Source organism: Bacillus sp. FSL K6-3312, from assembly GCF_038007485.1.
Classification (GTDB): Bacteria; Bacillota; Bacilli; order Bacillales; family Bacillaceae; genus Bacillus; species Bacillus pumilus.
Window position 1 is genome coordinate 1,828,380 of record NZ_JBBOXI010000001.1, and the last position, 24,875, is coordinate 1,853,254.

Here is a 24,875-nt window from a genome sequence, read left to right on the forward strand (position 1 = left end):
AATGATTGGCTGTCATTGTCATACTGACAAAAGTAATATTAGGTTATTAGACTCTACAAACCAGGTTAAACAGTTGCTAAAAACAGCTTTAGATCAGGGTTACAAAGGTTTAGCAATTACAGATCATGAAGTATTGTCGGCGCACTTAGAAGCAATCCAAACTGTGAAAAAAATGAAGGATTCTGGTGAAATGCCAGAAGACTTCAAGCTAATTCTGGGGAATGAAGCATATCTGGTGGATTCACTGGAAGAAGTTAGAGATAACTATAAGTCTGGAGTCACTAAATTCCCACACTTTTTAATGTTGGCCAAAAATCAATTTGGTCATGAGCAACTAAGAATTTTGTCCTCGATGGCCTGGGAGAACTCTTTTTACACTGGAACAATGGAAAGGGTGCCAACGTTAAAAAAAGATGTAGAGAAAATTGTTAAGCAGAATCCAGGTAATCTGATAGCTACCACATCTTGCTTGGGTTCTGAAGTTAATATTCAATTGCTAAAAATTAGAGAAGCTGAAGTTAATAATGACATTGAAGAGATTAAGCGATTGAAACTAAAGATTCACGACTTTATGTCATGGTGTATAGAAGTATTTGGTAAAGAGAATTTCTTTGTAGAACTACAGCCAGCTTATTCCGATGAGCAGGTTTACTGCAATAAGAAATTAATTGATATAGCTAACGGTTATGGATTAAAAATGATTGTCACAACCGATGCTCATTATCTTAGACCAGAAGACAGACCAATTCATCAGGCATTTCTCAACGCAAAAGACGGAGAAAGAGAAGTTGATTCCTTTTATGAGGCTTGCTTTGTTCAAAATATAGGTGAAATATATGAAAGAATGAGCTATATAGATAAAAAGGTTGTAAGTGATGCAATCGAAAATACAATGCTTATTGGAAGCATGGTTGATGACTATACAATTGAACATGAACCATATATTCCAAAAATTGAACTACCTGATTTTGAGCTGTCACACATATTTAAACCAGGATATGAAAAGTATGAGTACATTGGTAAAATGGCTAATTCCAACAATGAGCAAGACAGGTATCTAATAAAGCTAATTGAAGATGGGTTCAAAGAAAAGTTAAAAAGACCAGATTTAACTAGAGAACAGTTTCATGAAATTCTTAAAAGAATTGATGTTGAATTAGGGGAACTGTGGGAAATCAGTCAAAAGCTTAATCAAGCAATGTCATCTTACTATGTAACTGTTAGAGAAATCATTAACACCATTTGGGATGATGAATGTGGTGGAGATAGTCTGGTTGGTGTTGCAAGGGGATCGGCAGCAGGGTTTTTAGTTAACTATCTACTTGATATCACTCAAATTAACCCAATGCAATACAACTTGCCTCATTGGAGACATATACATAAATCAAGACCAGATTTACCTGATATTGATATAGATACTGAGGGTTCCAAGCGGCCTAAAATTTTGAAAGCTCTACGTGCTAAGTTTGGTGAAAAGAGAGTGCTTCAGATTTGTACCTTTGGAACAGAAAAATCTAAATCTGCTTTACAAACAGCATGCCGTGGGTTGGGAATTGATAATGACATCTCACAATATCTAAGTGGAATGATACCATTTGAGAGAGGAGCAAACTGGACACTTAATGATTGTTTCTTTGGAAATGAGGAATTAGATAGAAAGCCAATTAAAGAATTTATAAGAGAGGTTGAGTCGTATCCCAAACTAAAAGAGACATGTCTTAAAATTGAAGGTCTTACAAATAAGCGTTCTTCGCATGCGGCAGGAGTACTTATTTTTAATGAAGACTACACAAAGTCTAATGCTATGATGAGAACCCCAAAAGGTGTTTATATAACCCAATTTGATATGGGCGACAGCGAATCAATGGGATCAGTGAAATTTGATTTACTAACCATTGAAGCTTTAGACAAAATAAGAGTTACGTTGGATCACTTGATTGAAAGTGGAGAAATTGAAACCCAAAATAATTTGAAGAACACATATAATAAATATCTTCATCCTGATGTAATTGAATATGAAGATCCAAAGCTATGGAAAATGGTAGGCAAGGGTGAAATTATTGATTTGTTTCAGTTTTCTACAGAAGTGGGTCAACAAGCTGCAATCAAGGTTGCCCCAACGAATTTATTGGAGGCTTCAGTCACTAACTCTCTAATGAGATTAATGTCAGATGGGGAAGAACAACCTGTAGACGTTTATACAAAACATAAATCAAACATTGAGATTTGGATAAACGAAATGAAGCAATATGGACTTAATGAAGATGAAATCCTCGTTCTCTCAAGACATCTTAAAAGCATATATGGAGTTGCTGATACTCAAGAAGTAGTTATGCAAATGTCAATGGATCAAGAAATTTCAGGATTTTCAATTGAAGAAAGCAATCATCTACGAAAAGCAATTGCCAAAAAGAAAGACGATGTTTTAAAGAAAGTCCAAACTTTATTTTTTGAAAAAGGCAAAAAACTAGGAACTAGAAGAATCATGCTTGATTATGTCTGGAATGTTCAGTTTAAGAGACAATTTGGATATTCGTTCTCACTGCTTCACACTTTGGCATATTCAGTGATTGCTCTACAAGAACAAAACCTAAATTACAAATATGATCCACTATACTGGAACACTGCATGTCTCACAGTAAATAGTGGTGGCATTGATTCCGAGGGAGATGATAAAAAAGCTTCAACTAATTATGGGAAGATTGCAAGTGCAATTGGCAGTATGAGACAAAGAGGAGTTAAAGTTGATCTGCCTGATATTAATAAAGCTAAGTTTAGTTTCAAAGCAGACAGAGACTCTGGGAGCATTCTATTCGGCTTGAAAGGTATGAATGGCATTGGAGATGATGTTGTTCATAAAATTGTTGCAGCTAGACCTTATAGAAGCTTTAATGACTTTGTAAAGAGAATGTTCATTGAAGGAGAGCTAAAAAAAGGACAGATTATACAACTTATTAAAGGTGGCGCATTTGATTCTTTCGGTGAAAGAAAACAGCTGATGAAAGAATTTATTACGCTAATATCAGAACCTAAGACAAAGCTAACGATGGCAAACACAAAGATGCTTCTAAATCATAATCTTATTCCAAAAGAGTATCATGCAGAGGCACGTTTCTTTAAATTCAGAGATTACATAATGAAGAATGTTTATAAGACATTTAACAAGCCTAAGGACAAATTACTTCTTTTAGATGATGTGGCAGCAGAATTTCTAAACAATCATTACGATGAATCATGCATAGTTGATTTTGATAACGGTCTGCCAATAGTATCTTTACAAAAGTTTGATAAGCAGCAAGAAACAAAGATACAACCCTTAAAAGATTGGATAACATCAGAAGAGGCACTATTGCGATTAAATAACGCTCTGCTTGAATCTGAATGGATAAAGTATGCTGACGGCTCCTATAGCAAATGGGAAATGGAGTCGCTAAGCTTCTATTACGGTGATCATGAGTTGAAGCATGTAGACGAGATAAAGTATGGCATCAAAAATTTCTTCGACCTTCGAGAAGAGCCTGTCCAGGGAAGACCATATCAATGGAAAGGCAAAACATTATATGAGCATGAGTTATGTAGAATTGCTGGAACTGTATTAGATAGAGATAAGAATAAACACACAATTACACTACTCACTAAGGATGGAGTTGTAAATGTTAAGCAATGGAGCGGTTCATTCGGCCACTATAATAAACAAATATCGAAACCTATAGGGAATGGAAAAAAAGAAATTGTAGAAAAATCTTGGTATACCAGAGGTACGCTTTTAATGGTTACTGGATTTAGAAGAGGGAATAACTTCATTCCAAAAGTATATAAAAACAGTGTTTACAACCATACAATTTCAAAAATCGATCATATCAATGAGGACGGTTCTCTGATCCTTACAACCCAAAGAAAAAATACAGAGGAGTGATGAGAATTATCAAAAAACTTGTAGACAAAAACACAAATAACATATATTATAAAGTTAATTCGAAGGTCTTAATAGTTTTAACAGGATGGCTGCTAACATTCTCGTTTATTAAGATGGAGATGAGTTTAATTAGAGACAAGCCGAATGAAAAGGCAAGTAGGACAAAGTTGGTTGAGGGTTTCCCAATGAGGCATATCGAGCTACATGCTCCATTGCCAAAACAAGAAAGCAAAAAGCAAATAATCAAGAAATTACAAACGAAATACCTGAAGGAAAAAGTACAGCCAATTCAAAAGAAAGCAAAAAAGGTAGAACGGAAGAAAGGAGATAAAAATGTCAAACCAGCAAAGAAAACTGTGGAACAAAAGAGTCAAACACGCAAAATGGTTGTTACAGCTTACACCAATGGTTACGAAAGCACAGGAAAGCATCCGGGACAATCTGAATATGGTAAAACTGCAAGCGGTGTGACAACAAGGCAAGGTATTACAATTGCTTGCCCACCATATATGGAATTTGGAACAAAACTATACATAGAAAATGTCGGCTTAAGAGTATGTCAGGATAGAGGTGGAGACATAAAAGGAAATAGATTGGATGTCTTCATTGAAAGTCTTCAAAAGGCTAGAGAGTTTGGGAGAAAAACATTGATTGTCAAAGAAATCAAAAATAATACATAAAGAAGAGAGTGACTTGATTGAATAAGCTTACTTTAGGACAAAGAGTTCTTACTTTATACGGGGAAGGCACAGTAGTGGAAGTACATAAGAACAATCAATATGGAGTTGCTGATGATGAATATAACTTGGTGGAGATTTACGACAGAGATGAATTAGCTCAATTAAGGGGGTGAAGTCATGTTTGAGGTAAAAGACACAGTAATAGTAAACCATAATAAAGAAAGGGCAGTAGTGGCTACAGTGTCAATTCGATACTCACAACTTGAAGTGCAATATGAGGATGGGTCGCATGAGGTTATGGGATTTCACAAAGTTACAAAGGAGGATGATAAATGATCATCATTTTAGAGGGATGTGACTGCTGCTATAAATCGACAGTAGCAAAGGAGCTGTCAAAGAAACTAGATTACAAGGTACAACGGGGTTCATCATTTGAATTAGCAAAAAGAAGTCAAGAGAGCCTATTTGATTATTGCTTTGGACTAACAGAACACGACAACTTGATCATTGATAGATACATATATTCCAACCTTGTTTATGCAACCAAATTCCCTGGTAATACAAAGCTCACACATGGGCAAGTAAGCAATATCGAGAACAAATTACTGAGTAAGGCCAAGTTAATCTATCTGTATGCAAGACCTGAAGTAATTAAAGAAAGGATTCTTAGCAGAGGAGATGATCAGGTTAACACGAAAGACATTGAACCAATTGTGGAACTCTATAATGAAGTGATACCAAAGTCAAAATTACATACATATTCATTTGATACAGAAATTTATGACAGCGATGAAATTGTTGAGGACATTATCTACTTGGTCAGTGAGGAAGGCTCATGAAAAGAAAAGTAATTGCAATTGATATGGATGATGTACTAGCAGATTTCTTACCAGCTTGGGTAAAAGCAATAAACGAACATGATGATCCTACTTTAAAATGTGAAAACATAAAGTCTTGGAACATCTTAGATTATGTGAATACAAACAATGATGTGTTTAGGCATTTAACGTATGACTTTTTTAAAGGTTTGTCAGTTAAGAAAGACAGTCAGAAAGTTGTTAAGGATTTATGTGATTTCTACGAGGTATATGTTGTTACTACTGCAACAGCTCATCGAGAATCATTAAAAGCTAAATTAGAATGGTTGCAGGAACACTTTCCATTTATCTCACATGATCATGTTGTTCTTTGCGGCAAAAAAAAGATCATTAAAGCTGATTATATGATTGATGATGGAATACATAATTTAGAGTCATTCGAGGGTGTAGGCTTAGTGTTTGATGCACCTCATAATGAAAATGACAACAGATTCTTACGTGTTAAGAACTGGACAGAAATTGGACTTAAATTACTTTAAAATATCTCATTTATTTAGAAATTAGAAAGGAGCAAACTTTGGAAAACTTCATTAAAAGATTGAGTGAGGCATGTGAGTCAACAATTCATAACAAAGCATACCTAATGATGATCGAAGCAGAAGCTGAATTTGATAAAGTGCTAAATAATTTTAGATGAAAGATCAATTTTAACTAGAAGAATAGGAGAGGATTTATTGGATAAATTAAAAGTGATGAGTCTATTTAGTGGTATCGGAGCATTTGAAACTGCCTTAAGAAATATTGGTGCAGACTTAGAACTAGTTGGTTTTAGTGAAATAGATACACATGCAATTAAATCGTATTGTGCTATACATGGTGTTGACGAAAGGTTGAATTACGGTGATGTAAGTCAGATTGAAAAAAACAAATTACCAGATTTTGATATTTTAGTAGGCGGTTCACCATGTCAAAGTTTTAGTGTAGCAGGTCATAGAAAAGGTTTTGAGGATACAAGAGGCACATTGTTTTTTCAATACATAGAAACGCTAAAAGAAAAGCAACCTAAGTACTTTATATTTGAAAACGTAAAAGGGCTCGTTAATCACGATAAAGGAAATACGCTTAATGTAATGGCTCAATCCTTTACTGAAGTAGGATACAGAATTGATATGGATCTACTTAACTCTAAATATTTTAAAGTACCTCAAAACAGAGAGCGAATTTACATCATTGGAATCCGAGAAGATTTGATGGAAAACAGTAAATGGTCTATTGACAGCAAGAAAACAGACGTAATGTCAAAAGGTAAAAAAAGACTCAGTGATTTAGATATAATGACATTTAACTTTAATTGGCCAAATCAAAATAAGGTAAACACAGTACTAAGAGAAATATTAGAAGAGTATGTGGATAATAAGTACTATCTATCTCAAGAAAAAACAAAAGCATTAGTTGAGCAGCTAGAAAATAAGGAAAATACTAGTGAATTTTGTGGCGAGCCTGCAATGTTGGGACACGTGGATTTAAAAGGTCATGATGCAATTAAAAGGGTATACTCACCTGATGGAATTTCTCCAACTTTAACTACTATGGGTGGGGGACATAGGGAACCTAAAATAGCCGTGCAGCAGTTAGGTGATGTAAATCCATCTGGCAAAGGAATGAATGGGCAGGTATATAATTCAACAGGCTTAAGTCCAACATTAACAACTAATAAAGGCGAAGGTGTAAAAGTTGCAGTTGAAGTTCGACCAGTTCTAACACCTGACAGAGAAAAGAAAAGACAAAATGGGAGAAGATTTAAAGAGGACGGAGAAGCCTCTTTTACTGTAAATACAATCGATAAACATGGTGTTGCTATAGGAAATTATCCAAAGTATAGGATTCGGAAGCTAACCCCTTTAGAGTGTTGGAGGCTGCAAGCATTTGATGATGAAGATTTTGAAAAAGCTGTGGTAGCTGGAATCAGCAACTCCCAGTTATATAAACAGGCAGGCAATTCGATCACAGTTACAGTGCTTGAAGAACTATTCAAAGAGCTTTTAAATACTTATAAATAACAAATTACATACAAGGAAGGGGAGGTGGAATATGACTGAAAGTGAAATTATTATCACAAATTTCAAAAAGAATATTGAAGATTATAGGAAAGCACTAGCTGAAGGGAAAATCGTTGATCCAAAAATATACATTGAGTTCTTGGTAAAAGAAATTGAAGCGATGAATTCGATGAGAGATACATATCAAGAAGGCATGAATTTAATTATTGAAGACATGAAGAAGCTTGGCACAGGTAAATGAAAAACATTCTAGAGCAAATCAACTCATTGGAAGTCATACATATTGATTTAGACAACTACGCTATTTACGTCAAACAAAATGAGCAAGTGATTCAAATATTACATACACTGATTAAGGATATGACTGTAGAAGAGTACATACATAACTTCAGCAAAGATGATTTACTCGATCTAATTCCTGCTGTAATCGGAACAGGAGCAGCGGATGGATATAAACAAGGCAAGGGATTTGTATCTGAACCTAAGCAGTTCAACATGCAGCGGTGTTTAGAGTTGAACAGCAGAATAGAATACCTTGAGAATATGATTGTGTCACTTGGCGGACATCCTAAAATGCAAATTGTTGATAAGAATAATCTTATCCACTAGAGAGGAAGAAAGGAATGAAATTTAAAATTGGGCAGAGCGTTCTGATTTCATCTAGGGGTGTTGTTGGTAAAGTTATTAAAGCAACACACCATGTATCAATTGAAAAAGGAAAAAAACTGAGTGTTATTAAATATAAAGTTGAAGTGGATGGGCTTTTGTACGCTCAGGAATTTGATGAATCATTACTTACATATGAAGATAAAGAATCTAGTAAGATTAAAATAGCTGAGATAAATTCACTAATTGACCAAGCATTAGATACAAAAGATAAGGATTGGTTTGATGATTTAATTCAACAAAGAAAAACTTTAGAAGAAGGGTTAGTGGAGTAGATAGAGAATTATTTTAGAGTATTATGGAACGGAACAAGAGTTCCAAAGAAGTTTGATACCAAAGCAAAAGCAGAAGTGTTTGTTAGACGCAGGAAAGGATTCACCTGTGAGATACAAGAACGTACATATGATAACAAATTTGTAGACAGCTGGACGTACCATATTCCCTTGCATTAAGGAGGAGAAGATAGACTGAGAGAACGGGATAAAGCTAAGATGGAAGATGATCTGGAGACAGTACATAACAACCTGGATTATATACACACTACTCTGGAAGAGGATGCAGCAATTGATGATGAAACATGGAAATTAATTGAGCCGAGAATTACTAAGTCATGGGTATTATTAGAGGAAATCAAGAAGAACTTAGGATCTGAATAAATTGAAAATAACATATAAAAAGTATTGATTAAAATACAAATTACATATATAATCGATATAACAGCTAAGGAGAATCAATGGACTACATATGTGAGATTTGCAGCGAAGGGGTTGAGAAATACCCCTTATGTTTAAGATTAACAGAAGAGAACTCAAAAAGCATTGAAGACAGAATTGAATTTAATTGCTGCAGTAAATGTGCTGATGAATTGAGCGAGAAAATTCGAGAAAAATGTGAGGGGATGAATGTAAAGAAAACATTGAATGTGCTTGGGATTGATCATATTAAGCCTTATAAAAAATGAGAATGGAGAGAGCAAAAATGAATATGTTCGTTATCGCTTCTAAGAGTGATGTTGGCAATTACCTAAATTACTATCATCCCAAAATTTACTCTAATCAAAAACAAGCTGAAAATGCACTGAGGGTAATGAAGAACAATGGCAAAATAACCGAAAGTGGAAAGGTCTATGGAATGAATGGCCTGAATTTAATTGATCTATGATAAGTAAAAATATCTTATTCATAAAGTCATTAGATGCTTCAAAGTGGTTTGGTGTAGTTGGCAGCGTTGGAATGTTTATACTTGTTATCCTGGGAGAAGTATTTAAATAAAATTCAAGTTTTATAGAGAATGAAAGAGGTGAAAAACATGCCAGTTAAATTATATGGATTTGGACATGGAGCATGAAGAATGAAGTTTAATATTTTAGAAGAAGATAAGATGAGAAAACTTGGATTTACTGATCATGCCAAAACACGTTGGTATTTATGTAAACGACTGAAGGATAATATTACTTTCAATCTAATAATCTCAAAGAAGTCTTCACAGGGAGTTATTGATATCTTAGATGAACTTTGTCTTCAACCTTATCCATACGAGACAATGCAAAATGAAGCGTCTACGATTGTTAAGAAAGGTGTAGATGAAGTCATTGACAAGCTTAAAAAGGCAGGTGTGATAGTTGAGTAAGTTTGATAAGAAATTCTGGTTAACATTAATTAAATGGTCATTAGCTGCATTCTTAGCAGGATACCTGGTTGGTTTTCTGCTGCCTACTACAGTTTTATCAAAATAAAATACAAATTACATACATTTAGGGGGTTGGAATGAATAATAAATACTGGTTAATCAATATTGAAGACATGGATAAGTATACATCTGACGATCAAAAGCAGCAACTTGGTCAAATACTCCAAGATATTGTAGAGGGAAGAAAGAATGATGGTAAAAAAGACCGTTGTAACTTATGGGAGACCAAACAAACCTTATTTAAAGGTGGGGAATTATTTAATTAAAAGTTTTATTTTAACGAAAAGGAGGTGGGGCTGTGAGAACCTTTGAAAAAATTGTTTCGATTGATGAGCATCGACTTCGGATCACAATTACAGCAAATGAATCAAGCAGGACAGGGCGATGGTCAGTTAAATGGGTTGATGTGAAGGACGTTGAGAACAACAAAATTGTTTACCGAGGAAGTGATCTAAGTTATAGCAATCATCCACTTAAATACACATTTAAATTAGCTGCAAAAGCTGCCCAAAAAGCTTTAGAGAAAAACAAAGAAACTAATATGGAAATTGAGGAATTTGAAAAGTGGGATGGAGTTATAAAATCTTAAATACGAAAGGCAGGACAGCTATTGAATTATAAAAATATGAGATATGAAACAATCGAAAAAACCATTGTACTAAATGGACTTAAACATTCATTGAAGATTCTTGCTGATCGTCTTTCAAACGGATGGAGAGTATGGGGATTTGCAATTATTGGGGAACAATATAACGGATTGTTCTGGTATGGCGAGTGTACAGATTATGAGGATATGAAAATTAAAGAAGTAGTATTAAAGCTGGTTGAAAAGATGAAAGCTGAAGTGGAAAACGATAAAAAAGAAAAAGAAGAAATGGAAGAGTTCAATAACTGGGACGGCTTTATCAATTTCTAAATAAAAGGATGATTTCAAAGCAAAAAGGAGGGATTTTTAAATGGCTTATGATGAATCTAAAGGAAAGTTAAGTAAACCAAAAGTAAGTGATGTAATCAAAGCATTACAAGATCAACTTGATTTTTTCGGAGATACACCAGTTAGCTTTTGGATTGATGGGGAAGAAACAAGTGACGAGATTCAACTAGATCCATATAAAAATGCACTTGTGTTAAATATAGAGGAAGCATAAGGAGGAGAATTCAATAGAAACATTTGATCATTTCATGTGTGACTTCAAACATTATAAGGGTGGAACCTATAAGCTCGTTGGAGAAGTCATTCATACAGAAACAGAAGAAGAGCTTGTTGTTTACCATGATATGGACGGCACTGTATTATGGGCAAGACCTAAAGAGATGTTCTTCGGAAAAGTTATTGTTGATGGAAAGGAAATAGACAGATTCACAAAAATCAATTAGAAGATATGAAGGGGTGAAGATGACTTAAGCCATCCCCTAACCAACATATCTCAATACAGTTACTTTCTTTTAGCCTTTGCTTGAGAAAGAACTGACCCAGCTAAACTCTTTGCTGTCTTACTTGAAGATTTAGAATTAAGTACTTTAGAAGCTTTAGTTGCAAGTTTTGAAGATGAAACTCTTCTGCTGCTAGACTTTGCCAAGGAAATCACCACCTATCATGGGAAAACATGTTCCTTATAACTATATATAGTATACAGAATTATTTAGAGAATACAAGATATTGATTTAGTTTTAAATAAATTATTAAAATGGAGGAATACTGATGAAATTTTTTGAAGTGAGCAACCCTTATTATTCATTAATTAAAGCAAATACAAAAGAAAAGGCAATGGAACTTTATAAAAAGGATTCTGCTGATGATGAAGGAGATTTATCTAAAGAACTGATTGAGGTTGGAGATATTTACGCTGCTATGAGATATGGGAGAGCGCCAGGAGAGGACAAAAATTTAGTTCCACTTAAAGAGGTATTAAAAGATATCACAAGCGATGAAGAAATGGTATTGCTTACTGATGGAGATTTACTATAAAATCACAGTTTCATATAAATAAAAATTGGGGGAAATACAATGGGAGCTGTAAAGAAATTAAAAAAGCCATATGTACATAGCAGACATCTGGTAGATCTTGAAGTAGTTGAAACAGCGTCAACTATTCATAATCCAGACGGTACATCGTACACCGTAGAACCTGGAGATGTCCTATCAGTTAATGAATTTGGGGAAAAGAATCTTGTGCCAGAAAATCATTTACCGTATTACTTTGAGGTGGTGAAGCTTGAGGATACCAGTTTCTATGATCGAATGGCTAGGGGCTATGAAGATATGGGGCAGATTAATCTAGAAGAAGCGAATGCGGGTCATAATGCAACTAACCGTGCAGAAATGTTAACAGCTCAATTGTTAGCAGGTAAAAATAATCTTTAATGTTAATCACATATGATACTTTGACAGGAAACGTTCAACGATTCGTTGATAAAATTACAAATAACAAGTATTTAAACGTCAAGGAAATAACTGAGGATACGATGATAACTGAACCATTCATACATATTACATACACAATCGGTTTTGGCGAGGTGCCCAAGTTGACTCAGATATTCATACATAATAACAAAGAAAAACTAAGAGGAATTTGTTCAAGTGGTAATAAGAATTGGGGCAATAATTTTGGACTAGCTGCAGATAAAATAGCAAACCAATACAGAGTTCCAATTTTGCTCAAGTTCGAATTAGCTGGCACAGATTCTGATGTAGCTAAGTTTTTACAGGAGGTTAAATTTATTGACAATCAGCGCAAACAATATTCCTAAGTGGATTCAATTAAATAACGAGATCATGATTCAGAAGGAAGGAAAGTTTCAATTTGAAAAAGACAAGGAAGCTGTAAAGAGCTACTTTATTGATTATGTGAATCAGAATATGGTTTTCTTTCATGATCTTGAGGAGAAATTGGATTATTTAAAGGAACATGATTATTACGAAGAAGAATTTTTAAGTCTATACAGCAAAGAGGATATCAAAAAGGTATTCAAGTTTGCTTACAGTTTTAAGTTTAGATTCCCATCATTCATGAGTGCGTTTAAGTTTTACAACGACTATGCACTTAAGACCAACGATAAAATGAAAATCTTAGAACGATATGAAGATCGTATCTCAATTGTTGCTTTGTTTTTGGCAAAGGGAAATACTGATAAAGCTCTAAGATATGTTGAATCCATGATTAAGCAAGAGTATCAGCCAGCCACTCCTACATTTATGAATGCTGGGAGAAAACGTAGAGGTGAAATGGTTAGCTGCTTCTTAATTGAAGTCGGAGATAGCTTGAATGACATCTCTAGAGCGATTGATATTTCCATGCAGCTTTCAAAATTAGGCGGTGGAGTAGCACTCAATTTAAGTAAGATTAGAGCTAAAGGAGAGTCAATTAAAGACATTGATAACTCTACTAAAGGTGTAGTAGGTGTTATGAAACTTTTAGATAATGCCTTCAGATATGCAGATCAGATGGGTTAAATTGGCCCCTTTCGTCAGTAATGGCGTTTGAAAAACCTCTTTAATTCATGGGAACTCCTTCTTGGCGATTGGGGTACAAAAGTCAAAGGAGGACAATCATGAGCGAAGCAAGACAACCGCATAACAAATTAGAAGTTGATGAAGATTTTATTCGCAAGCATTACCACTCTATGACTGCAAAAGAAATCGGCAATAGTCTGGGTGTATCTAGAGAGACAATTAATCACAGAGTAATAGCTATGGGCTTAAGGAAAACTCAGTTGCCGTATATTCCTGAGGAAGGAGAGATTTGCAAACCCCTTAAAGAATATGCAGGGTATGGAATTACTAATAAAAGTCGAGTGGTTAAACTAAAGAATAATACAGTTCTTAAGACTAAAATAGATTCAGATGGTTACGTCAAAGCAACAATGTTTGTAGATGGTATTCGTAAAGAAAAAAGAGTGCATAGGCTAGTGGCAGAATACTTCATTGATAACCCTAAGAATTTGCCCGTTGTAAACCATTTAGATGGTAATAAAGCTAATCCAGATATATCTAACTTGGAATGGGTAACTGTAAAGGGAAATGCTGAACATGCATCCAAGCACGGTTTGCTAAGAAAGGGAGAAGACAGCCCTAACGCAAAAATAACAAATGCACAAGCAAAAGAGATACTTCATCAATATAAACAGGGCATTACCATTAAAGAACTGAAAAAATTACATACATACGCTAGCGAATCAATCATTACAAAAATTTGTTATAGACACAGGTGGAAACACTTGGATCAAACGTCTTGAACGTGCAACGACTAGCCGAAAGGCGTAGGCTGCAAGCGATTGGCAGTCGAAACAGGAGGCATCCTTAATAGGATGAAGATATAGTCTAATCTTCGTGGTAACACGGAGCAGTCAATTGACGGGGTGTGAATAGCGAACATACCTGAATAGTCTGCAAAGACAAGGGAGCGGAGCAACATATTTAACAGTATTTCATCCTGATATTAATGATTTCTTAGATACGAAAAAAATATCAGCAGATGAAGATGTAAGAGCTAAAACGTTATCCATTGGAGTAGTTGTTCCAGATAAATTTATCGAGCTTGCTAGAGAAGATAAAGATTACTATATGTTCTATCCTCATACGGTCTATAAAGAATACGGGCAACATTTAGACGAGATGAATATCAATGAAATGTATGATGAGCTTGTAGAAAACCCAAATGTAAGAAAAACTAAGGGGAGTGCTCGAAAACTTCTTGAGAAACTGGCCATCCTTAGATACGAATCAGGTTATCCATATATTATGTTCCAAGATAATGTAAACAAGGTTCATGCGAATAACCATATTTCTCAGGTTAAATTTTCCAATCTTTGTAGCGAGGTGCTTGAGTCCTCTAAAGTATCAAAGTATACAGACTACGATCAAGAAGATGAAATTGGTTTGGATATTTCATGTAATCTAGGCTCAATGAACATCCTGAATGTCATGAATAATCAATCAATCGAGAAGACAGTTAGAACAGCAGTAGACGCTCTTACAAGGATCACTGATGCAACTAATATTGTTAATGCTCCAGCAGTTAATAAGGCAAACAAAACAATGAAATCAATTGGATTGGGACAGATGAATCTACATGGATATCTTGCTCAAAATGGTATCCCCTATGAATCAGAAGCAGCGATTGATTTTGCTAATACATATTTTATGATGGTCAATTTTTATTCTCTGAAGCGTTCAATGGAAATCGCTAAGGAAACTGGAGAAACATATTACATGTTTGAAGGATCTACGTATAAATCAGGAAGTTTTTTTGATAAGTATCTAAACATTGATTATTCACCGAAGCTTGAGAAGGTAGCGAAACTGTTTAAGGAGCAGCATATCCCTTCAATTGAAGATTGGAAACAATTAAAGAGTGATGTACAGACATATGGACTCTATCACAGTTACAGACAAGCTGTAGCACCTACTGGAAGCATCTCATATGTACAGTCATCTACCGCAGGTGTAATGCCTATCATGGAGAGAATTGAGGAAAGAACCTACGGAAACAGTAAGACTTATTATCCTATGCCTGGACTGTCTCCGAACAATTGGTTCTTATATAAAGAAGCTTATGACATGGATATGTTCAAGGTTATTGACTTAATTTCAACTATTCAAACCCATGTTGACCAAGGAATCTCATTTACATTATTCCTCAAAGACACTATGACAACACGAGATTTGAATAGAATTGATTTGTACGCACATCACAAAGGAATCAAGACTCTTTACTATGCAAGAACTAAGGATACAACACAAGAGGGTTGCCTTAGCTGCGTTGTTTAATTCTTCTTCTTAGTTTTTTGAAGAAATACTTTATTAATATCCTAAGAAGTTTTTCTAGTAGCCAACTGAATAAATCTTCAAACGGTAAATAGTTAGTCATTGCTTCGATTGAATTTAATAATAAATCTAGCATTTTTTATCACCTCATATTGTTTGTGTAATCAATATAAGGATCCAATTACTGGCTTTAACATTTATTCGTAAAAGGAGTAACAGAATGAGATATGCGTGCTTTCTAAACGGTGAGCTGTACGGAAGAGGCGACCTTGAATATATGAACGATCTTTTCCGTGATTGGGTCGTCTATTGCGAAATGTATGGAAAAGATGATGTAACTTTCAGAGTAACCACGGTTGAGAAGATGCGTGAAATAGTGGGGGAGGCAGATAAATGCGTCTAGTCCTTTTAAAGATTGTATTCATAGTATTTTGCATTCCACTTTGTGTTTTTAATCTTCTCTCTTATTGGGACGAAATGTCTAGGAATGGCATATCAGTTAGCAAAGGCGCTCTAAAACAAGAGTTTAGTGATTTTTGGATAGAACTTTGGGGATTTTTACGCAAATAAGGAGGACGATAAATTGACAAATTACACAGCTGCAGATTGGTCAAAACACGAAGACGATTTTACACAAATGTTTTACAACCAAAATGTGAAGCAGTTCTGGCTTCCTGAAGAGATCTCCTTACAAGGTGATTTGTTAGCGTGGAATATGCTTAAAGCTAATGAACAGGATACATATATGAAAGTTTTAGGTGGTTTAACATTACTTGATACTGAACAAGGAAACACAGGAATGCCTTCTATTTCAGAACATGTGAAAGGTCATCAAAGAAAAGCAGTTTTAAGTTTCATGGGCATGATGGAGAATGCAGTACACGCAAAGTCATACTCCAATATTTTCTTAACTTTAGCACCAACAGAAAAAATCAGAGAAGTGTTCGAATGGGTTAAAAATAATAAACATCTGCAAAAAAAGGCACTTATCATTGTCGACATCTACAACAACATTAAAAAGGATGATGACTTTTCCCTCTTTAAAGCAATGGTTGCTTCTGTATTTCTAGAGAGCTTCTTGTTCTATAGTGGATTCTATTACCCACTCTATTTTTATGGTCAAGGTAAACTTATGAACTCAGGAGAAATTATTAACCTCATTATTAGAGACGAAGCGATTCATGGTGCATACATCGGTATGCTTGCACAAGAAATTTACAACGAACAAGATGTGACAACACAGAAAGAATTCTATAATTTTGCAGTAGATTTATTGCAAGAATTATATGCCAATGAAGTTGAGTACACCTTTGATGTATATGATGCAGTAGGATTGACTGCAGATGTGAAAAAGTTTATTAGGTATAACGGAAATAAAGCATTAAACACTCTTGGATTTGATGGAATGTTTGACGTGGAAGAGATCAACCCAATTGTATTGAACGGACTCGATACAAAAACAAAGTCACATGACTTCTTTTCAGGTAAGGGGAATGGGTATAAGAAAGCAACAGTCGAATCACTTAAAGATGAGGATTTTGTCTTTGGAAATTTGAATTAATAAAAGAATCTAATTGGGGTCAAAAAAGCTGTATTCGATCTGTATGAAATGGTAATTTTATTGAAATATGAGAGGGGGTTGAAATGTTGTGGGAGGAGCTATTATCTTTCTACTTGGATGGTTTCTAGGTTTGATTAGTGGTATTGCTGTCTCTTTGAAAACAGCGATGGAAAAGAAATATGAAGAGGAGAATGAACGAAAGAAATATGAAGAGCTAAAGGTGAAGTTCGGTAGAAAATAATAAATATCAATTAGGAGAAATGCTACATAATGCAAATTAAAATCAAATATCTAGACGAGACACAAACTAGGATCAGCAAAATCGAAAAAGGAGATTGGATTGATCTTCGTGCAGCAGAAGATGTTGTAATGGGAAAAGAAGAATTTAAACTTATTCCATTAGGAGTTGCGATGGAGCTACCAGAAGGATATGAAGCAAACGTTGTCCCACGGGGAAGCACTTTTAAACACTTTGGGATCATTCAAACAAACACCAAAGGAGTTATTGATGAATCATTCAAAGGAGACAATGATTTCTGGTTCTTCCCAGCTTACGCTCTACGAGACACAGAAATTAAGAAAGGTGAGCGTATCTGTCAATTTAGAATCATTGAGAAAATGCCAGAGGTTGAATTAATTGAAGTAGATCATCTAGGTAACGATGATCGTGGAGGACATGGATCAACGGGTACTAAATAAGAGTAACACTTGGCTGCGTGCATGGTGTGATTTCTGAAGATTTTATACTGTGGGGTATCACAGCCAAGTGATTTGTTTAGTTTGGTTCTACAACTGAATGAATATACGCAAAGTTGGGATGAAGTTCGTCTTTCGTGTATCTTGTGTAATCTTTATTTTGTAGGTCATAGGCTTGTATGCGTAACGGGTCACCGAAGTTATTTGTACCTGATCCTCCAAGGTCTCCAGCTTCAGTATAGATAATAATTTTTACAGGCTCCTGCTTAGAAAAAAGAGAGATGAAATTTTGAGTGAATTTGTTTAATCCCTTGACCTCTCCTGTGATGATTTTGTCAATCTCAGCAACAATTTCATTAACTGAGTTTACGGCACTGGTACTAAAGTACGATCTATCATCGTATATATGAAGTATTTTCTTTTCTGGTTCATAGAGATAGTTAAAGTGACTTTTCTCGTCAAAACCTGCTTCGTAGATAGTACCTTCAATATTGTTCTTCTCAGTGATAACTCTTGCAACTTTCATCTGATCTACCGCCTTTTTATGAATAGTATTAATAATTTGATTATATCAAATGAACGAAATTAAAGGTAATGATATCCATCGGAACAACAGGATTTCCAATAAAAGAAGACTTTTATAATGAAAGGACATGTTATACATGATTGATAGAATCTCAAAAATTGAATCAATGGAAGCTGTAGGAACATGGACTCTGGCCACACGTGGAGAAAAACAAAGTAAGAAAAACTTTAAAAAAGATATAAAAAAGCGAAGACGTGTGATCGAAAAAAGAATGGCAGAATCGGTGATAAATGAATATAAAAAGGAAGAGTTTTAATGGCAAACAAACTAGAGGAACTAGTGAAATTAGAGAACAGAACAATATGTGTTTGTATTATAGTATCAGTGTTTTTTGCACTACTACCTTGTTTAAAGGTTGTTCACTATGCTTTGACAATCCCTTCTGCAATAATTTTGATGAGTTTTGCAGCAGAATTAAGTCTAAGGAAATATTTAAGGAAAAGAGTGAGGGAGCTTGATAAAAGTTGATGCGATATATAATTCATTAGCGAAAATCGAGAAACAGAAGCAATTATATGAACTCATGGATGATCCTGAGATGAAAATGAAAACATTAGATAACATGATTAAAGAATTTGATTCAATTGGGGATGGGGCATTAGAGGGTATTAAAAATGCTACCGCTTTGTTGAAGAAAATAGGTAGCGATGATGTTGCGGAGAGAATTGAGAAACTTACAGAAATAAACTAAGAGAGGAAGACCTCTCTTATATGAGTGTGTATCGTCTAAAATCATTGTAGTTGTAGAGTGGATGAGAAGGCATTCCAGTAATATTAGTTCTGTAGCAAAGTAGTATTTCTGAATAACTGCTAAGGATACTTTTTATAAACTCTAAGTTGCTACAATATATTCGCAAGTTGCTTTTATTTAGTTTGGTTGGACGATTCCCCCATCCGCAAATAACTTTGCCTCCGCTTTTCACGCTTGACTCGATTGACCTTTTAATTACTCTGAGGTTTTCCTCTGTAATTGTATTTAGTTGGGCTTCATTGATTTTAGACATAACTTTGCCCAGCTTTTTCGAATCTGTTTCATAAAAGGGAAAGATGTTTACAACATCAACTATACCAGCACCGTCATTGTGTGCATCTTTTATTACTTTATTTACTGTTCTGTCAGACTTGTCATATACGGCAGCACTAGGATTCATCAAAAGAAAAGTATACTTAATATCATTTGATTTATGTGTGCTTACGCTTAGAAGGTTCCTTTTCCATAGGTTGCTTTGAACTTGGACATTATCGCTAATAATTGTATGTTGATAAAATTGTTTATCAAAATTGACTTGAGCATACACTGCTAAATCGCCCCCTTTTACTTTAATTATACAATATGGAGGTTTATATTGGAAAAAGAATATTTGAAATTATTACAAAAAATCTATACATTTGGTCATGACTCAGGAGACAGAACGGAAACGGGCATGAGAAGCCTTTTCGGAGAGACAATGGAGTTTAATTTGTCTGAAGGGTTTCCATTGGTTACAACTAAGAAAATGTTTACTAGAGGTGTCTTTGGTGAGCTGCTATGGTTTTTAAGCGGTTCAACTTCAAATAAAGAATTAGAAGAGAAGTATGGGATCAAGTTTTGGAAGGAATGGGCGGATGAAGCTGGGCAGCTACCAAATATCTATGGTAAGCAGTGGACTAGGTGGGAAGATGGCCGAGGAAACATTTTTAATCAAATTAAGTATGTGATTGATCAGATTAAAAACAACCCAACAGGCAGACGTATTTTATTCACTGGATGGAACGCTCCAGAGATGCAATGGGAAGATACTGCCTTGCCATGTTGTCACAGTACCGTTGTTCAATTCTATGTAGAAGGTGATTATCTTCATATGTATCACTATCAACGTTCAGGAGACATGTTTCTAGGTGTGCCAGTTAACATCGCCTCATATGCAACACTATTGACCATGATTGCACAACAATGTGATCTAAAGCCAGGTATCATGAAACATACAATCGGTGTAGCTCATATTTATCACAATCATCTGGATCAAGTTAAAGAACAACTGGCCAGATCTCCATATCAGGCACCAAAGCTTAATGTTAAACGGAAGCCTGTATCAATTTTTGAGTATACTCTAGAAGACTTTGAAGTTGTTGATTATAATCATCATCCGTTAATCAAAGGGGATGTGGCAGTTTAATTAAAACCTGTTGCTAAATTTAAATTAAATATTGATATGCATAGTAAAAAAGTCTATAATGCTCTTGGTAACATTTAACTTTAGAGGCTTAAATTATGTGGAGGAATAGAAATGAATATTAAGAGCAAAAAGGCTATTATGTCAATGATCATTTTGATAGTTATTGTTTTTTTAACTGGATGTGGTACTGCAAGCAGCACAAAAGAGGAGCCTGAGGAAAGCAAGTCTAAACCAAAAGAAGAAAAAGTTAAGACTGTGTTAATGAGTGATATGCTGACCAAACATAAAGTATGGTTAAGAACTAGTTCAAATCCTGGAAGATCGAGTATCGTGGAAACTATCATTGTGATCAAGGGGGATAAATTAATAAGATACCTTCCAGACCAGCGACAGAATAATATTACAATAGAGCATTTAATAAATCTTACTGATGAAGAAATCATTAATTTATTTGAAAAAGCAGAAGGATTTAAATATGTTGGTAAATACAAATTGGGTATCATACTAGATCAATTGGGTCAAACAACTGAACGTTTGAAATTAACAGTTAATCAAAAAACAATGACTAGAACTGAGCATTTAAGTGCATTTGGTTATGGTAACCTGAATAGAGAAAAGCACATTAATGATGTTAAGTCGGGTAAGAAAAAGATTTTCACTGATGCTCAACTAGCTAATTCGGATATAATTAAACATGAAATTAAAGGAGATTACAGTGTAACAACCAACCCAGCAAATGATGAATATTCAATAAATATATTTGATTCTTTTATCAAACGAACAATCTTCGATACAACATTTATAGGAGTGACTGTAGGCACGAAAACAGTTTTAATAACACGTACAGATGAACCTGATACCAACTTGAACCTAGATACACCAGATAATAAAGGCAAAAAGGTAATAATTGAGGGGATTACAAAGTAGGGGAACGCGTCAAAGCGTTCTTTTTCTTATTATAAAAATACAAATAACATATAATTTATATTGACTAAAGAACAAATAACATATATATTAAGGATAAGCCTATGAGGTTTATCTTTTTTATTTAAAGGGAGGTAGTAAGAGAATGAGAGAAATCAAGTTTAGAGGTAGTCCGATTGAAGATTATGATGATCTCAATTGGTTTGAGGGAGGCATCTACATAAACCAAGATGACCGACTTGCGTATATTAACACTGATTATAGCGGAGTTGTACCAGTTCATTGGGATTCTGTGGGTCAATACACAGGATTGAAGGACTGTAACGGCGTTGAGATTTATGAGGGCGATATTACTCTTGATCCAATTAAGAATATCAAAGGAGTCATTTGCTATGACTGTCATCAAGCGAGATATAAGTTCGTTCCTTTAGATTTGTATCACGCTAACGCACGGAACGGCGGATGGACAGGGTTGGAACTAAACGTAAACAGAAGACTTCCAGAAGTCGTAGGCAACATCTACGAAGACCGAGAGTTGCTAACAGAAGAACAATGAAAATTGGCAAAACTAAACTATATAAAATCTGAATTTTAATGAGATTTCAAAGGAGGCATTGAATGAAAAATGCTGATGTAATTATCGATAGAGCAGAATTTCTTTTATTGCTAGATAAGTTCATTGAACGAGAAAATAGAATATTAGAACGAGCTATAAAGTGTCACAATGTTAATAGAGCAAATATCTTTGAGCATGGAAAAAACTTATTGGAAGAGTTAAAAGATATGATTGAAAACTTTAAGTGAAAGGAGAGTACATAATGACTTTTAAAGGAACATGTGATGTAGAAACCCATGATCAATACACTATTGAATTTGATGAGAGTGTATTAAATGAAGAATGGATGCAGCAATTTAGAGAAACGTTTTATGACTTCGCAACATTAACAGAACATGCAGAGCATATCGCTCAATTCAGAGCGAGAAACGGTTCAAAATTCATTGAGGGGTATGGAATTCCTTTAGAAAATGGTGAAGCTCCTAGGTGGGGCAGATATGAAAGATGTAAATAAGGCCATTAATATTATTGATGGGAATGCAAGCATGGATGTGTATTATTATTAAAAAGGAGGGGTTCGCCTTGTTTTGGTTCAAGAAAAAAGAAAAACAGGAGCGAAAGTGTTTCCATAGTTATTCTTTAGTCGATTACTATAGCTACTTTTCCGAATCTTTAGATCTTGAAAATGAGTACGAAATAAGATGCAAACACTGCTTTAATAAAAGAAATGTAGATGAGTACACTTTAAATAAACTAAAAGAGCTTAAGCTTATGGAGGTGTAGATTATAACGACTGAATCAAACGAAAATTTGATTGAATTAGAGAAAAGTAAATACAAACTTAAATTGGACATCCTAGAGAAAAAAAGAGACCTGCTGCATATTAAAACAAATCAAAATCCGTTAGCACTAGAGCGACTGTTTGAATTAAGTGAAGTGTTGCAGCTGACAGAGGAAGCTGAGTGGGTAATTTCATCAATGGCCATGAAGGCAGTAAGAATCAACAAAGAGTTTCTAAAGCTATTCGATTTCAAAGGCGATGCCAAAGCTTACATAAACAAAGAAGAGTTTAACAGGCTACATGAAGAGTTTGTCAGAATTAAATTCGAACAAAACAACATTTAGCTGTTAAATTTATATGAATCAACTCTATACTGGTTATGTAGCAATTTATGGAGGCTGATACTATGAATGGAAGAGAGCAAGCTGAAGAGAAGATTATTGAGTTTTTAAACTCTGAAGAAAGGGTTGCAATTGTCACTGGTACTCATATGCATCAAAAGATAGACCTAGTTATGAATGTGTTATGCGATCACTTGGTTTCTGAGAATATCCTTTTCAGAACTTACACACTAGAAAATGCTTCAAGATTTTTGAAGGCATCAAAAAAACTTAAAACAGGTGTAGCGTATCGTGGAGGTCTTAATAACATTTATATAGACACCTTGAAAGAAAGAACATGGGGTAAACATGGTGATCCAATTCATACTGCGGTTGTCTATCCACTTAAACCAATGAGTTCTGAAAAGTTAAGAACAGAAGCTTTATCTAACTTGCTTGATCGTGTGAAAGTTAAGAAACTCATATTGGTAAGTAATCAAGATGCATTGGATCTCACGTGGGCTGCATCAATTAATACTAAGATTGTTTATGACTCCCTAGAGGATGATCCAGAATATCATCAAAGAGTAATAGATGATATTGCTAGTAAAGGGTTTAAACGACTATAGGGGGCTTTTGCCCCTTAGTAAAATGCAAAGGAGATGAAATATGAGCTACATTAGGTATGAAGAATTCTTAAAAAATGTGGTTATGGAGTTAGTAAGCAACAGTCAAATTATTTTTAACGAAATTGATACAGAAGATGCGCTAAGAGTTGGTGAGCAATTTGAAAATGAATTAAAACGTTGATTTTATTGAAAGGAGTTTGATTAATGGAAAGTGTTCATGAATATTTTAACGAGATTAAGAAAGATGTAACTAAGTATTGCAACAACTGTGACAAAGACGTTTTGATGTTTGCTAGATTGAAAGATGAGCAGCTTAAATTCAAAGGACAAACGGTGGTCGTAAAAAACAGCATGGTAGCTTATTGTAGTGAATGTAATGAAGAATTATACTGCGAAGAATTCGATAAGTACACGATGAATGAAGCGGTTAAACTCTGGGAAAAGCAAGCGGGAGAGAAGTTTAAAAGTAAGGAGTGATTAGGTGGATGAGTTGAAATGGTGGGGAATTGATTTAAGAATCAAAGATGAATCTTCTAGAGACTTGTTAATAAAACTATTTAGTACGATTAAGCAAACATTTGAGAACCTATACAATGTTAAACGATCTTCAATTGATTCTGCTATAGAAGAATTGGGAAGTGTGATTCCAGATTACGAAAAACCAATTATTCGATTTCTAAAAGATGAGCTGTCCTTACTTAGAGGAGGAATCAAAAATATCAGTGTCTGTGACAGGCAGTTTATTTTAAGAATGGAGTATGCTTTATATGTTTACGAACCAGAAATCGACTGTATTTATCCTGTAAGCAGCAGAGATACTATAATCACCTTTTTCAATAGGCTAAATGAAGATATTAACAGACTGAATAAGCTCAATAAAATGTATCAGATTGCTAAACAAAATACAAAAACAGATGCAAATGGTCTCACTGTAATTGAAGTCAATGATGATTGGAGGAGTTAAATCAATGATTAAAACAATGAAGTCAAAATTTAAAAAAGAAGAAGAGTTGCCATCGGAATATGTGAAAGGGTTCTATTCAGGAGCGTTCTACTCAAACTTAATCTTA

Annotated in this window: 41 protein-coding genes and 2 pseudogenes; 40 read left to right on the forward strand and 3 right to left on the reverse strand. The window is 34.6% G+C overall.

All coding sequences use genetic code 11. The features are described from left to right. The first annotated feature begins 1 nt into the window (after position 1). From dnaE to MHI11_RS09595, 17 genes are all read left to right on the forward strand, one after another. A complete protein-coding gene (dnaE, locus tag MHI11_RS09515) occupies positions 2–3,916 on the forward strand; it encodes a DNA polymerase III subunit alpha (protein ID WP_340960934.1) in 3,915 nt (1,304 codons plus the stop codon). Beyond that, positions 3,916–4,596, forward strand: a complete 681-nt coding sequence (locus MHI11_RS09520; RefSeq protein ID WP_340960937.1) for a 3D domain-containing protein — start codon at positions 3,916–3,918, stop codon at positions 4,594–4,596. The genes dnaE and MHI11_RS09520 overlap by 1 nt, the downstream gene beginning before the upstream one ends. 17 nt (positions 4,597–4,613) lie before the next feature. After that, positions 4,614–4,769 (forward strand): hypothetical protein, encoded by a 156-nt coding sequence (locus MHI11_RS09525; RefSeq protein ID WP_216927149.1) that lies wholly within the window; start codon positions 4,614–4,616, stop codon positions 4,767–4,769. A 159-nt stretch (positions 4,770–4,928) separates the two neighbouring features. Then, on the forward strand, positions 4,929–5,435 hold the full coding sequence (locus MHI11_RS09530; RefSeq protein ID WP_340960938.1) for a hypothetical protein: 507 nt from the start codon (positions 4,929–4,931) through the stop codon (positions 5,433–5,435). Continuing rightward, on the forward strand, positions 5,432–5,953 hold the full coding sequence (locus MHI11_RS09535; protein ID WP_340960939.1) for a 5' nucleotidase, NT5C type: 522 nt from the start codon (positions 5,432–5,434) through the stop codon (positions 5,951–5,953). Before MHI11_RS09530 ends, MHI11_RS09535 begins: the two co-directional genes overlap by 4 nt. 195 nt (positions 5,954–6,148) lie before the next feature. Further along, the gene (gene dcm / locus MHI11_RS09540) at positions 6,149–7,474 is read left to right on the forward strand and encodes a DNA (cytosine-5-)-methyltransferase (RefSeq protein WP_340960940.1); all 1,326 of its coding nucleotides are present in this window, start codon (positions 6,149–6,151) and stop codon (positions 7,472–7,474) included. Between the two features lie 31 nt (positions 7,475–7,505). After that, positions 7,506–7,715 (forward strand): hypothetical protein, encoded by a 210-nt coding sequence (locus MHI11_RS09545; protein ID WP_340960941.1) that lies wholly within the window; start codon positions 7,506–7,508, stop codon positions 7,713–7,715. Continuing rightward, positions 7,712–8,083 (forward strand): hypothetical protein, encoded by a 372-nt coding sequence (locus MHI11_RS09550; protein WP_340960942.1) that lies wholly within the window; start codon positions 7,712–7,714, stop codon positions 8,081–8,083. Before MHI11_RS09545 ends, MHI11_RS09550 begins: the two co-directional genes overlap by 4 nt. Positions 8,084–8,097: 14 nt before the next feature. Beyond that, positions 8,098–8,415, forward strand: a complete 318-nt coding sequence (locus MHI11_RS09555; protein ID WP_340960943.1) for an IDEAL domain-containing protein — start codon at positions 8,098–8,100, stop codon at positions 8,413–8,415. Positions 8,416–8,631: 216 nt separating this feature from the next. After that, positions 8,632–8,796: a hypothetical protein gene (locus tag MHI11_RS09560; protein WP_340960944.1), complete on the forward strand. Its 165-nt coding sequence runs from the start codon at positions 8,632–8,634 to the stop codon at positions 8,794–8,796. A gap of 322 nt (positions 8,797–9,118) precedes the next feature. Next, the gene (locus MHI11_RS09565) at positions 9,119–9,301 is read left to right on the forward strand and encodes a hypothetical protein (RefSeq protein ID WP_333980410.1); all 183 of its coding nucleotides are present in this window, start codon (positions 9,119–9,121) and stop codon (positions 9,299–9,301) included. Between the two features lie 189 nt (positions 9,302–9,490). Next, positions 9,491–9,769, forward strand: a complete 279-nt coding sequence (locus MHI11_RS09570; protein ID WP_340911384.1) for a hypothetical protein — start codon at positions 9,491–9,493, stop codon at positions 9,767–9,769. A 137-nt stretch (positions 9,770–9,906) separates the two neighbouring features. After that, complete coding sequence (locus MHI11_RS09575) at positions 9,907–10,095, forward strand: hypothetical protein (RefSeq protein ID WP_340911382.1); 189 nt, start codon at positions 9,907–9,909, stop codon at positions 10,093–10,095. 32 nt (positions 10,096–10,127) lie between these two features. Beyond that, positions 10,128–10,418 carry a hypothetical protein gene (locus MHI11_RS09580; protein WP_106037475.1) on the forward strand — a complete coding sequence of 97 codons (291 nt, stop codon included), beginning with the start codon at positions 10,128–10,130 and terminating at the stop codon, positions 10,416–10,418. A 21-nt stretch (positions 10,419–10,439) separates the two neighbouring features. Next, positions 10,440–10,745, forward strand: coding sequence for a hypothetical protein (locus MHI11_RS09585; protein WP_106037476.1), 306 nt, complete (start codon positions 10,440–10,442; stop codon positions 10,743–10,745). A 40-nt stretch (positions 10,746–10,785) separates the two neighbouring features. After that, the gene (locus MHI11_RS09590; protein WP_340960945.1) at positions 10,786–10,977 is read left to right on the forward strand and encodes a hypothetical protein; all 192 of its coding nucleotides are present in this window, start codon (positions 10,786–10,788) and stop codon (positions 10,975–10,977) included. Positions 10,978–11,011: 34 nt separating this feature from the next. Continuing rightward, a complete protein-coding gene (locus MHI11_RS09595; RefSeq protein WP_223251491.1) occupies positions 11,012–11,206 on the forward strand; it encodes a DUF1653 domain-containing protein in 195 nt (64 codons plus the stop codon). Positions 11,207–11,265: 59 nt separating this feature from the next. Here the strand turns inward: MHI11_RS09595 and MHI11_RS09600 are convergent, their stop codons facing one another. Continuing rightward, the gene (locus tag MHI11_RS09600; protein WP_162860237.1) at positions 11,266–11,409 is read right to left on the reverse strand and encodes a hypothetical protein; all 144 of its coding nucleotides are present in this window, start codon (positions 11,407–11,409) and stop codon (positions 11,266–11,268) included. A gap of 122 nt (positions 11,410–11,531) precedes the next feature. Between MHI11_RS09600 and MHI11_RS09605 the strand changes: the two genes are divergently transcribed. The 10 genes and pseudogenes from MHI11_RS09605 to MHI11_RS09650 all read left to right on the forward strand — a co-directional run bounded on the left by MHI11_RS09605 (position 11,532) and on the right by MHI11_RS09650 (position 17,856). Next, positions 11,532–11,798, forward strand: a complete 267-nt coding sequence (locus tag MHI11_RS09605) for a hypothetical protein (protein ID WP_106037481.1) — start codon at positions 11,532–11,534, stop codon at positions 11,796–11,798. Between the two features lie 39 nt (positions 11,799–11,837). Then, entirely contained in the window at positions 11,838–12,194 is a 357-nt protein-coding gene (locus MHI11_RS09610) for an antitoxin endoai (RefSeq protein WP_340960946.1), read from the forward strand. After that, the gene (gene nrdI, locus MHI11_RS09615) at positions 12,194–12,580 is read left to right on the forward strand and encodes a class Ib ribonucleoside-diphosphate reductase assembly flavoprotein NrdI (RefSeq protein ID WP_340911366.1); all 387 of its coding nucleotides are present in this window, start codon (positions 12,194–12,196) and stop codon (positions 12,578–12,580) included. Before MHI11_RS09610 ends, nrdI begins: the two co-directional genes overlap by 1 nt. Beyond that, positions 12,558–13,280: pseudogene (locus MHI11_RS09620) on the forward strand (ribonucleotide reductase N-terminal alpha domain-containing protein); the annotation flags it as partial. The gene nrdI and the pseudogene MHI11_RS09620, both read left to right, overlap by 23 nt. 101 nt (positions 13,281–13,381) lie before the next feature. Further along, positions 13,382–14,065, forward strand: a complete 684-nt coding sequence (locus MHI11_RS09625) for an HNH endonuclease (protein ID WP_340911363.1) — start codon at positions 13,382–13,384, stop codon at positions 14,063–14,065. Positions 14,066–14,219: 154 nt separating this feature from the next. Then, positions 14,220–15,599 (forward strand): annotated as a pseudogene (locus MHI11_RS09630) (ribonucleoside-diphosphate reductase subunit alpha); the annotation flags it as partial. Between the two features lie 217 nt (positions 15,600–15,816). Further along, complete coding sequence (locus tag MHI11_RS09635; RefSeq protein WP_340911360.1) at positions 15,817–15,999, forward strand: hypothetical protein; 183 nt, start codon at positions 15,817–15,819, stop codon at positions 15,997–15,999. A 180-nt stretch (positions 16,000–16,179) separates the two neighbouring features. After that, complete coding sequence (gene nrdF, locus MHI11_RS09640) at positions 16,180–17,157, forward strand: class 1b ribonucleoside-diphosphate reductase subunit beta (protein WP_340911358.1); 978 nt, start codon at positions 16,180–16,182, stop codon at positions 17,155–17,157. Between the two features lie 88 nt (positions 17,158–17,245). Further along, on the forward strand, positions 17,246–17,398 hold the full coding sequence (locus MHI11_RS09645) for a hypothetical protein (RefSeq protein WP_340960947.1): 153 nt from the start codon (positions 17,246–17,248) through the stop codon (positions 17,396–17,398). A 29-nt stretch (positions 17,399–17,427) separates the two neighbouring features. Beyond that, positions 17,428–17,856 (forward strand): dUTP diphosphatase, encoded by a 429-nt coding sequence (locus MHI11_RS09650; RefSeq protein WP_340960948.1) that lies wholly within the window; start codon positions 17,428–17,430, stop codon positions 17,854–17,856. A 76-nt stretch (positions 17,857–17,932) separates the two neighbouring features. Here the strand turns inward: MHI11_RS09650 and MHI11_RS09655 are convergent, their stop codons facing one another. Next, a complete protein-coding gene (locus tag MHI11_RS09655) occupies positions 17,933–18,379 on the reverse strand; it encodes a hypothetical protein (RefSeq protein WP_340960950.1) in 447 nt (148 codons plus the stop codon). A gap of 136 nt (positions 18,380–18,515) precedes the next feature. Between MHI11_RS09655 and MHI11_RS09660 the strand changes: the two genes are divergently transcribed. The 3 genes from MHI11_RS09660 to MHI11_RS09670 are packed head-to-tail and all read left to right on the forward strand — an operon-like array spanning position 18,516 to position 19,130. Then, a complete protein-coding gene (locus MHI11_RS09660) occupies positions 18,516–18,695 on the forward strand; it encodes a hypothetical protein (protein WP_044141675.1) in 180 nt (59 codons plus the stop codon). Next, positions 18,695–18,907 (forward strand): hypothetical protein, encoded by a 213-nt coding sequence (locus tag MHI11_RS09665; RefSeq protein WP_340911345.1) that lies wholly within the window; start codon positions 18,695–18,697, stop codon positions 18,905–18,907. Before MHI11_RS09660 ends, MHI11_RS09665 begins: the two co-directional genes overlap by 1 nt. Beyond that, positions 18,894–19,130: a hypothetical protein gene (locus tag MHI11_RS09670; protein ID WP_340911342.1), complete on the forward strand. Its 237-nt coding sequence runs from the start codon at positions 18,894–18,896 to the stop codon at positions 19,128–19,130. Before MHI11_RS09665 ends, MHI11_RS09670 begins: the two co-directional genes overlap by 14 nt. Positions 19,131–19,146: 16 nt before the next feature. Here the strand turns inward: MHI11_RS09670 and MHI11_RS09675 are convergent, their stop codons facing one another. Next, the gene (locus MHI11_RS09675) at positions 19,147–19,737 is read right to left on the reverse strand and encodes a DUF1643 domain-containing protein (RefSeq protein WP_335374477.1); all 591 of its coding nucleotides are present in this window, start codon (positions 19,735–19,737) and stop codon (positions 19,147–19,149) included. Positions 19,738–19,782: 45 nt separating this feature from the next. Here MHI11_RS09675 and MHI11_RS09680 point away from each other — a divergent pair, with 45 nt between their 5' ends. The 10 genes from MHI11_RS09680 (at position 19,783) to MHI11_RS09725 (ending at position 24,769) form a co-directional block, all read left to right on the forward strand. After that, a complete protein-coding gene (locus MHI11_RS09680; RefSeq protein ID WP_438498467.1) occupies positions 19,783–20,595 on the forward strand; it encodes a thymidylate synthase in 813 nt (270 codons plus the stop codon). Positions 20,596–20,706: 111 nt separating this feature from the next. Beyond that, positions 20,707–21,522: a hypothetical protein gene (locus MHI11_RS09685; RefSeq protein ID WP_340911332.1), complete on the forward strand. Its 816-nt coding sequence runs from the start codon at positions 20,707–20,709 to the stop codon at positions 21,520–21,522. A gap of 142 nt (positions 21,523–21,664) precedes the next feature. Beyond that, positions 21,665–22,075 carry a YopX family protein gene (locus tag MHI11_RS09690; protein ID WP_340911330.1) on the forward strand — a complete coding sequence of 137 codons (411 nt, stop codon included), beginning with the start codon at positions 21,665–21,667 and terminating at the stop codon, positions 22,073–22,075. 62 nt (positions 22,076–22,137) lie between these two features. Continuing rightward, positions 22,138–22,323 (forward strand): hypothetical protein, encoded by a 186-nt coding sequence (locus tag MHI11_RS09695; RefSeq protein ID WP_340911328.1) that lies wholly within the window; start codon positions 22,138–22,140, stop codon positions 22,321–22,323. A 14-nt stretch (positions 22,324–22,337) separates the two neighbouring features. Beyond that, the gene (locus tag MHI11_RS09700) at positions 22,338–22,589 is read left to right on the forward strand and encodes a hypothetical protein (protein WP_340911325.1); all 252 of its coding nucleotides are present in this window, start codon (positions 22,338–22,340) and stop codon (positions 22,587–22,589) included. A 296-nt stretch (positions 22,590–22,885) separates the two neighbouring features. Further along, positions 22,886–23,200, forward strand: a complete 315-nt coding sequence (locus MHI11_RS09705; protein WP_340911323.1) for a hypothetical protein — start codon at positions 22,886–22,888, stop codon at positions 23,198–23,200. Positions 23,201–23,262: 62 nt separating this feature from the next. Continuing rightward, complete coding sequence (locus MHI11_RS09710; protein ID WP_340911321.1) at positions 23,263–23,805, forward strand: hypothetical protein; 543 nt, start codon at positions 23,263–23,265, stop codon at positions 23,803–23,805. Between the two features lie 40 nt (positions 23,806–23,845). Further along, complete coding sequence (locus MHI11_RS09715; RefSeq protein WP_340911319.1) at positions 23,846–23,986, forward strand: hypothetical protein; 141 nt, start codon at positions 23,846–23,848, stop codon at positions 23,984–23,986. Positions 23,987–24,009: 23 nt separating this feature from the next. Next, positions 24,010–24,282 carry a YgiT-type zinc finger protein gene (locus tag MHI11_RS09720; RefSeq protein ID WP_340960951.1) on the forward strand — a complete coding sequence of 91 codons (273 nt, stop codon included), beginning with the start codon at positions 24,010–24,012 and terminating at the stop codon, positions 24,280–24,282. Between the two features lie 4 nt (positions 24,283–24,286). Then, a complete protein-coding gene (locus MHI11_RS09725; protein WP_340960953.1) occupies positions 24,287–24,769 on the forward strand; it encodes a hypothetical protein in 483 nt (160 codons plus the stop codon). Positions 24,770–24,875 lie beyond the last annotated feature (106 nt).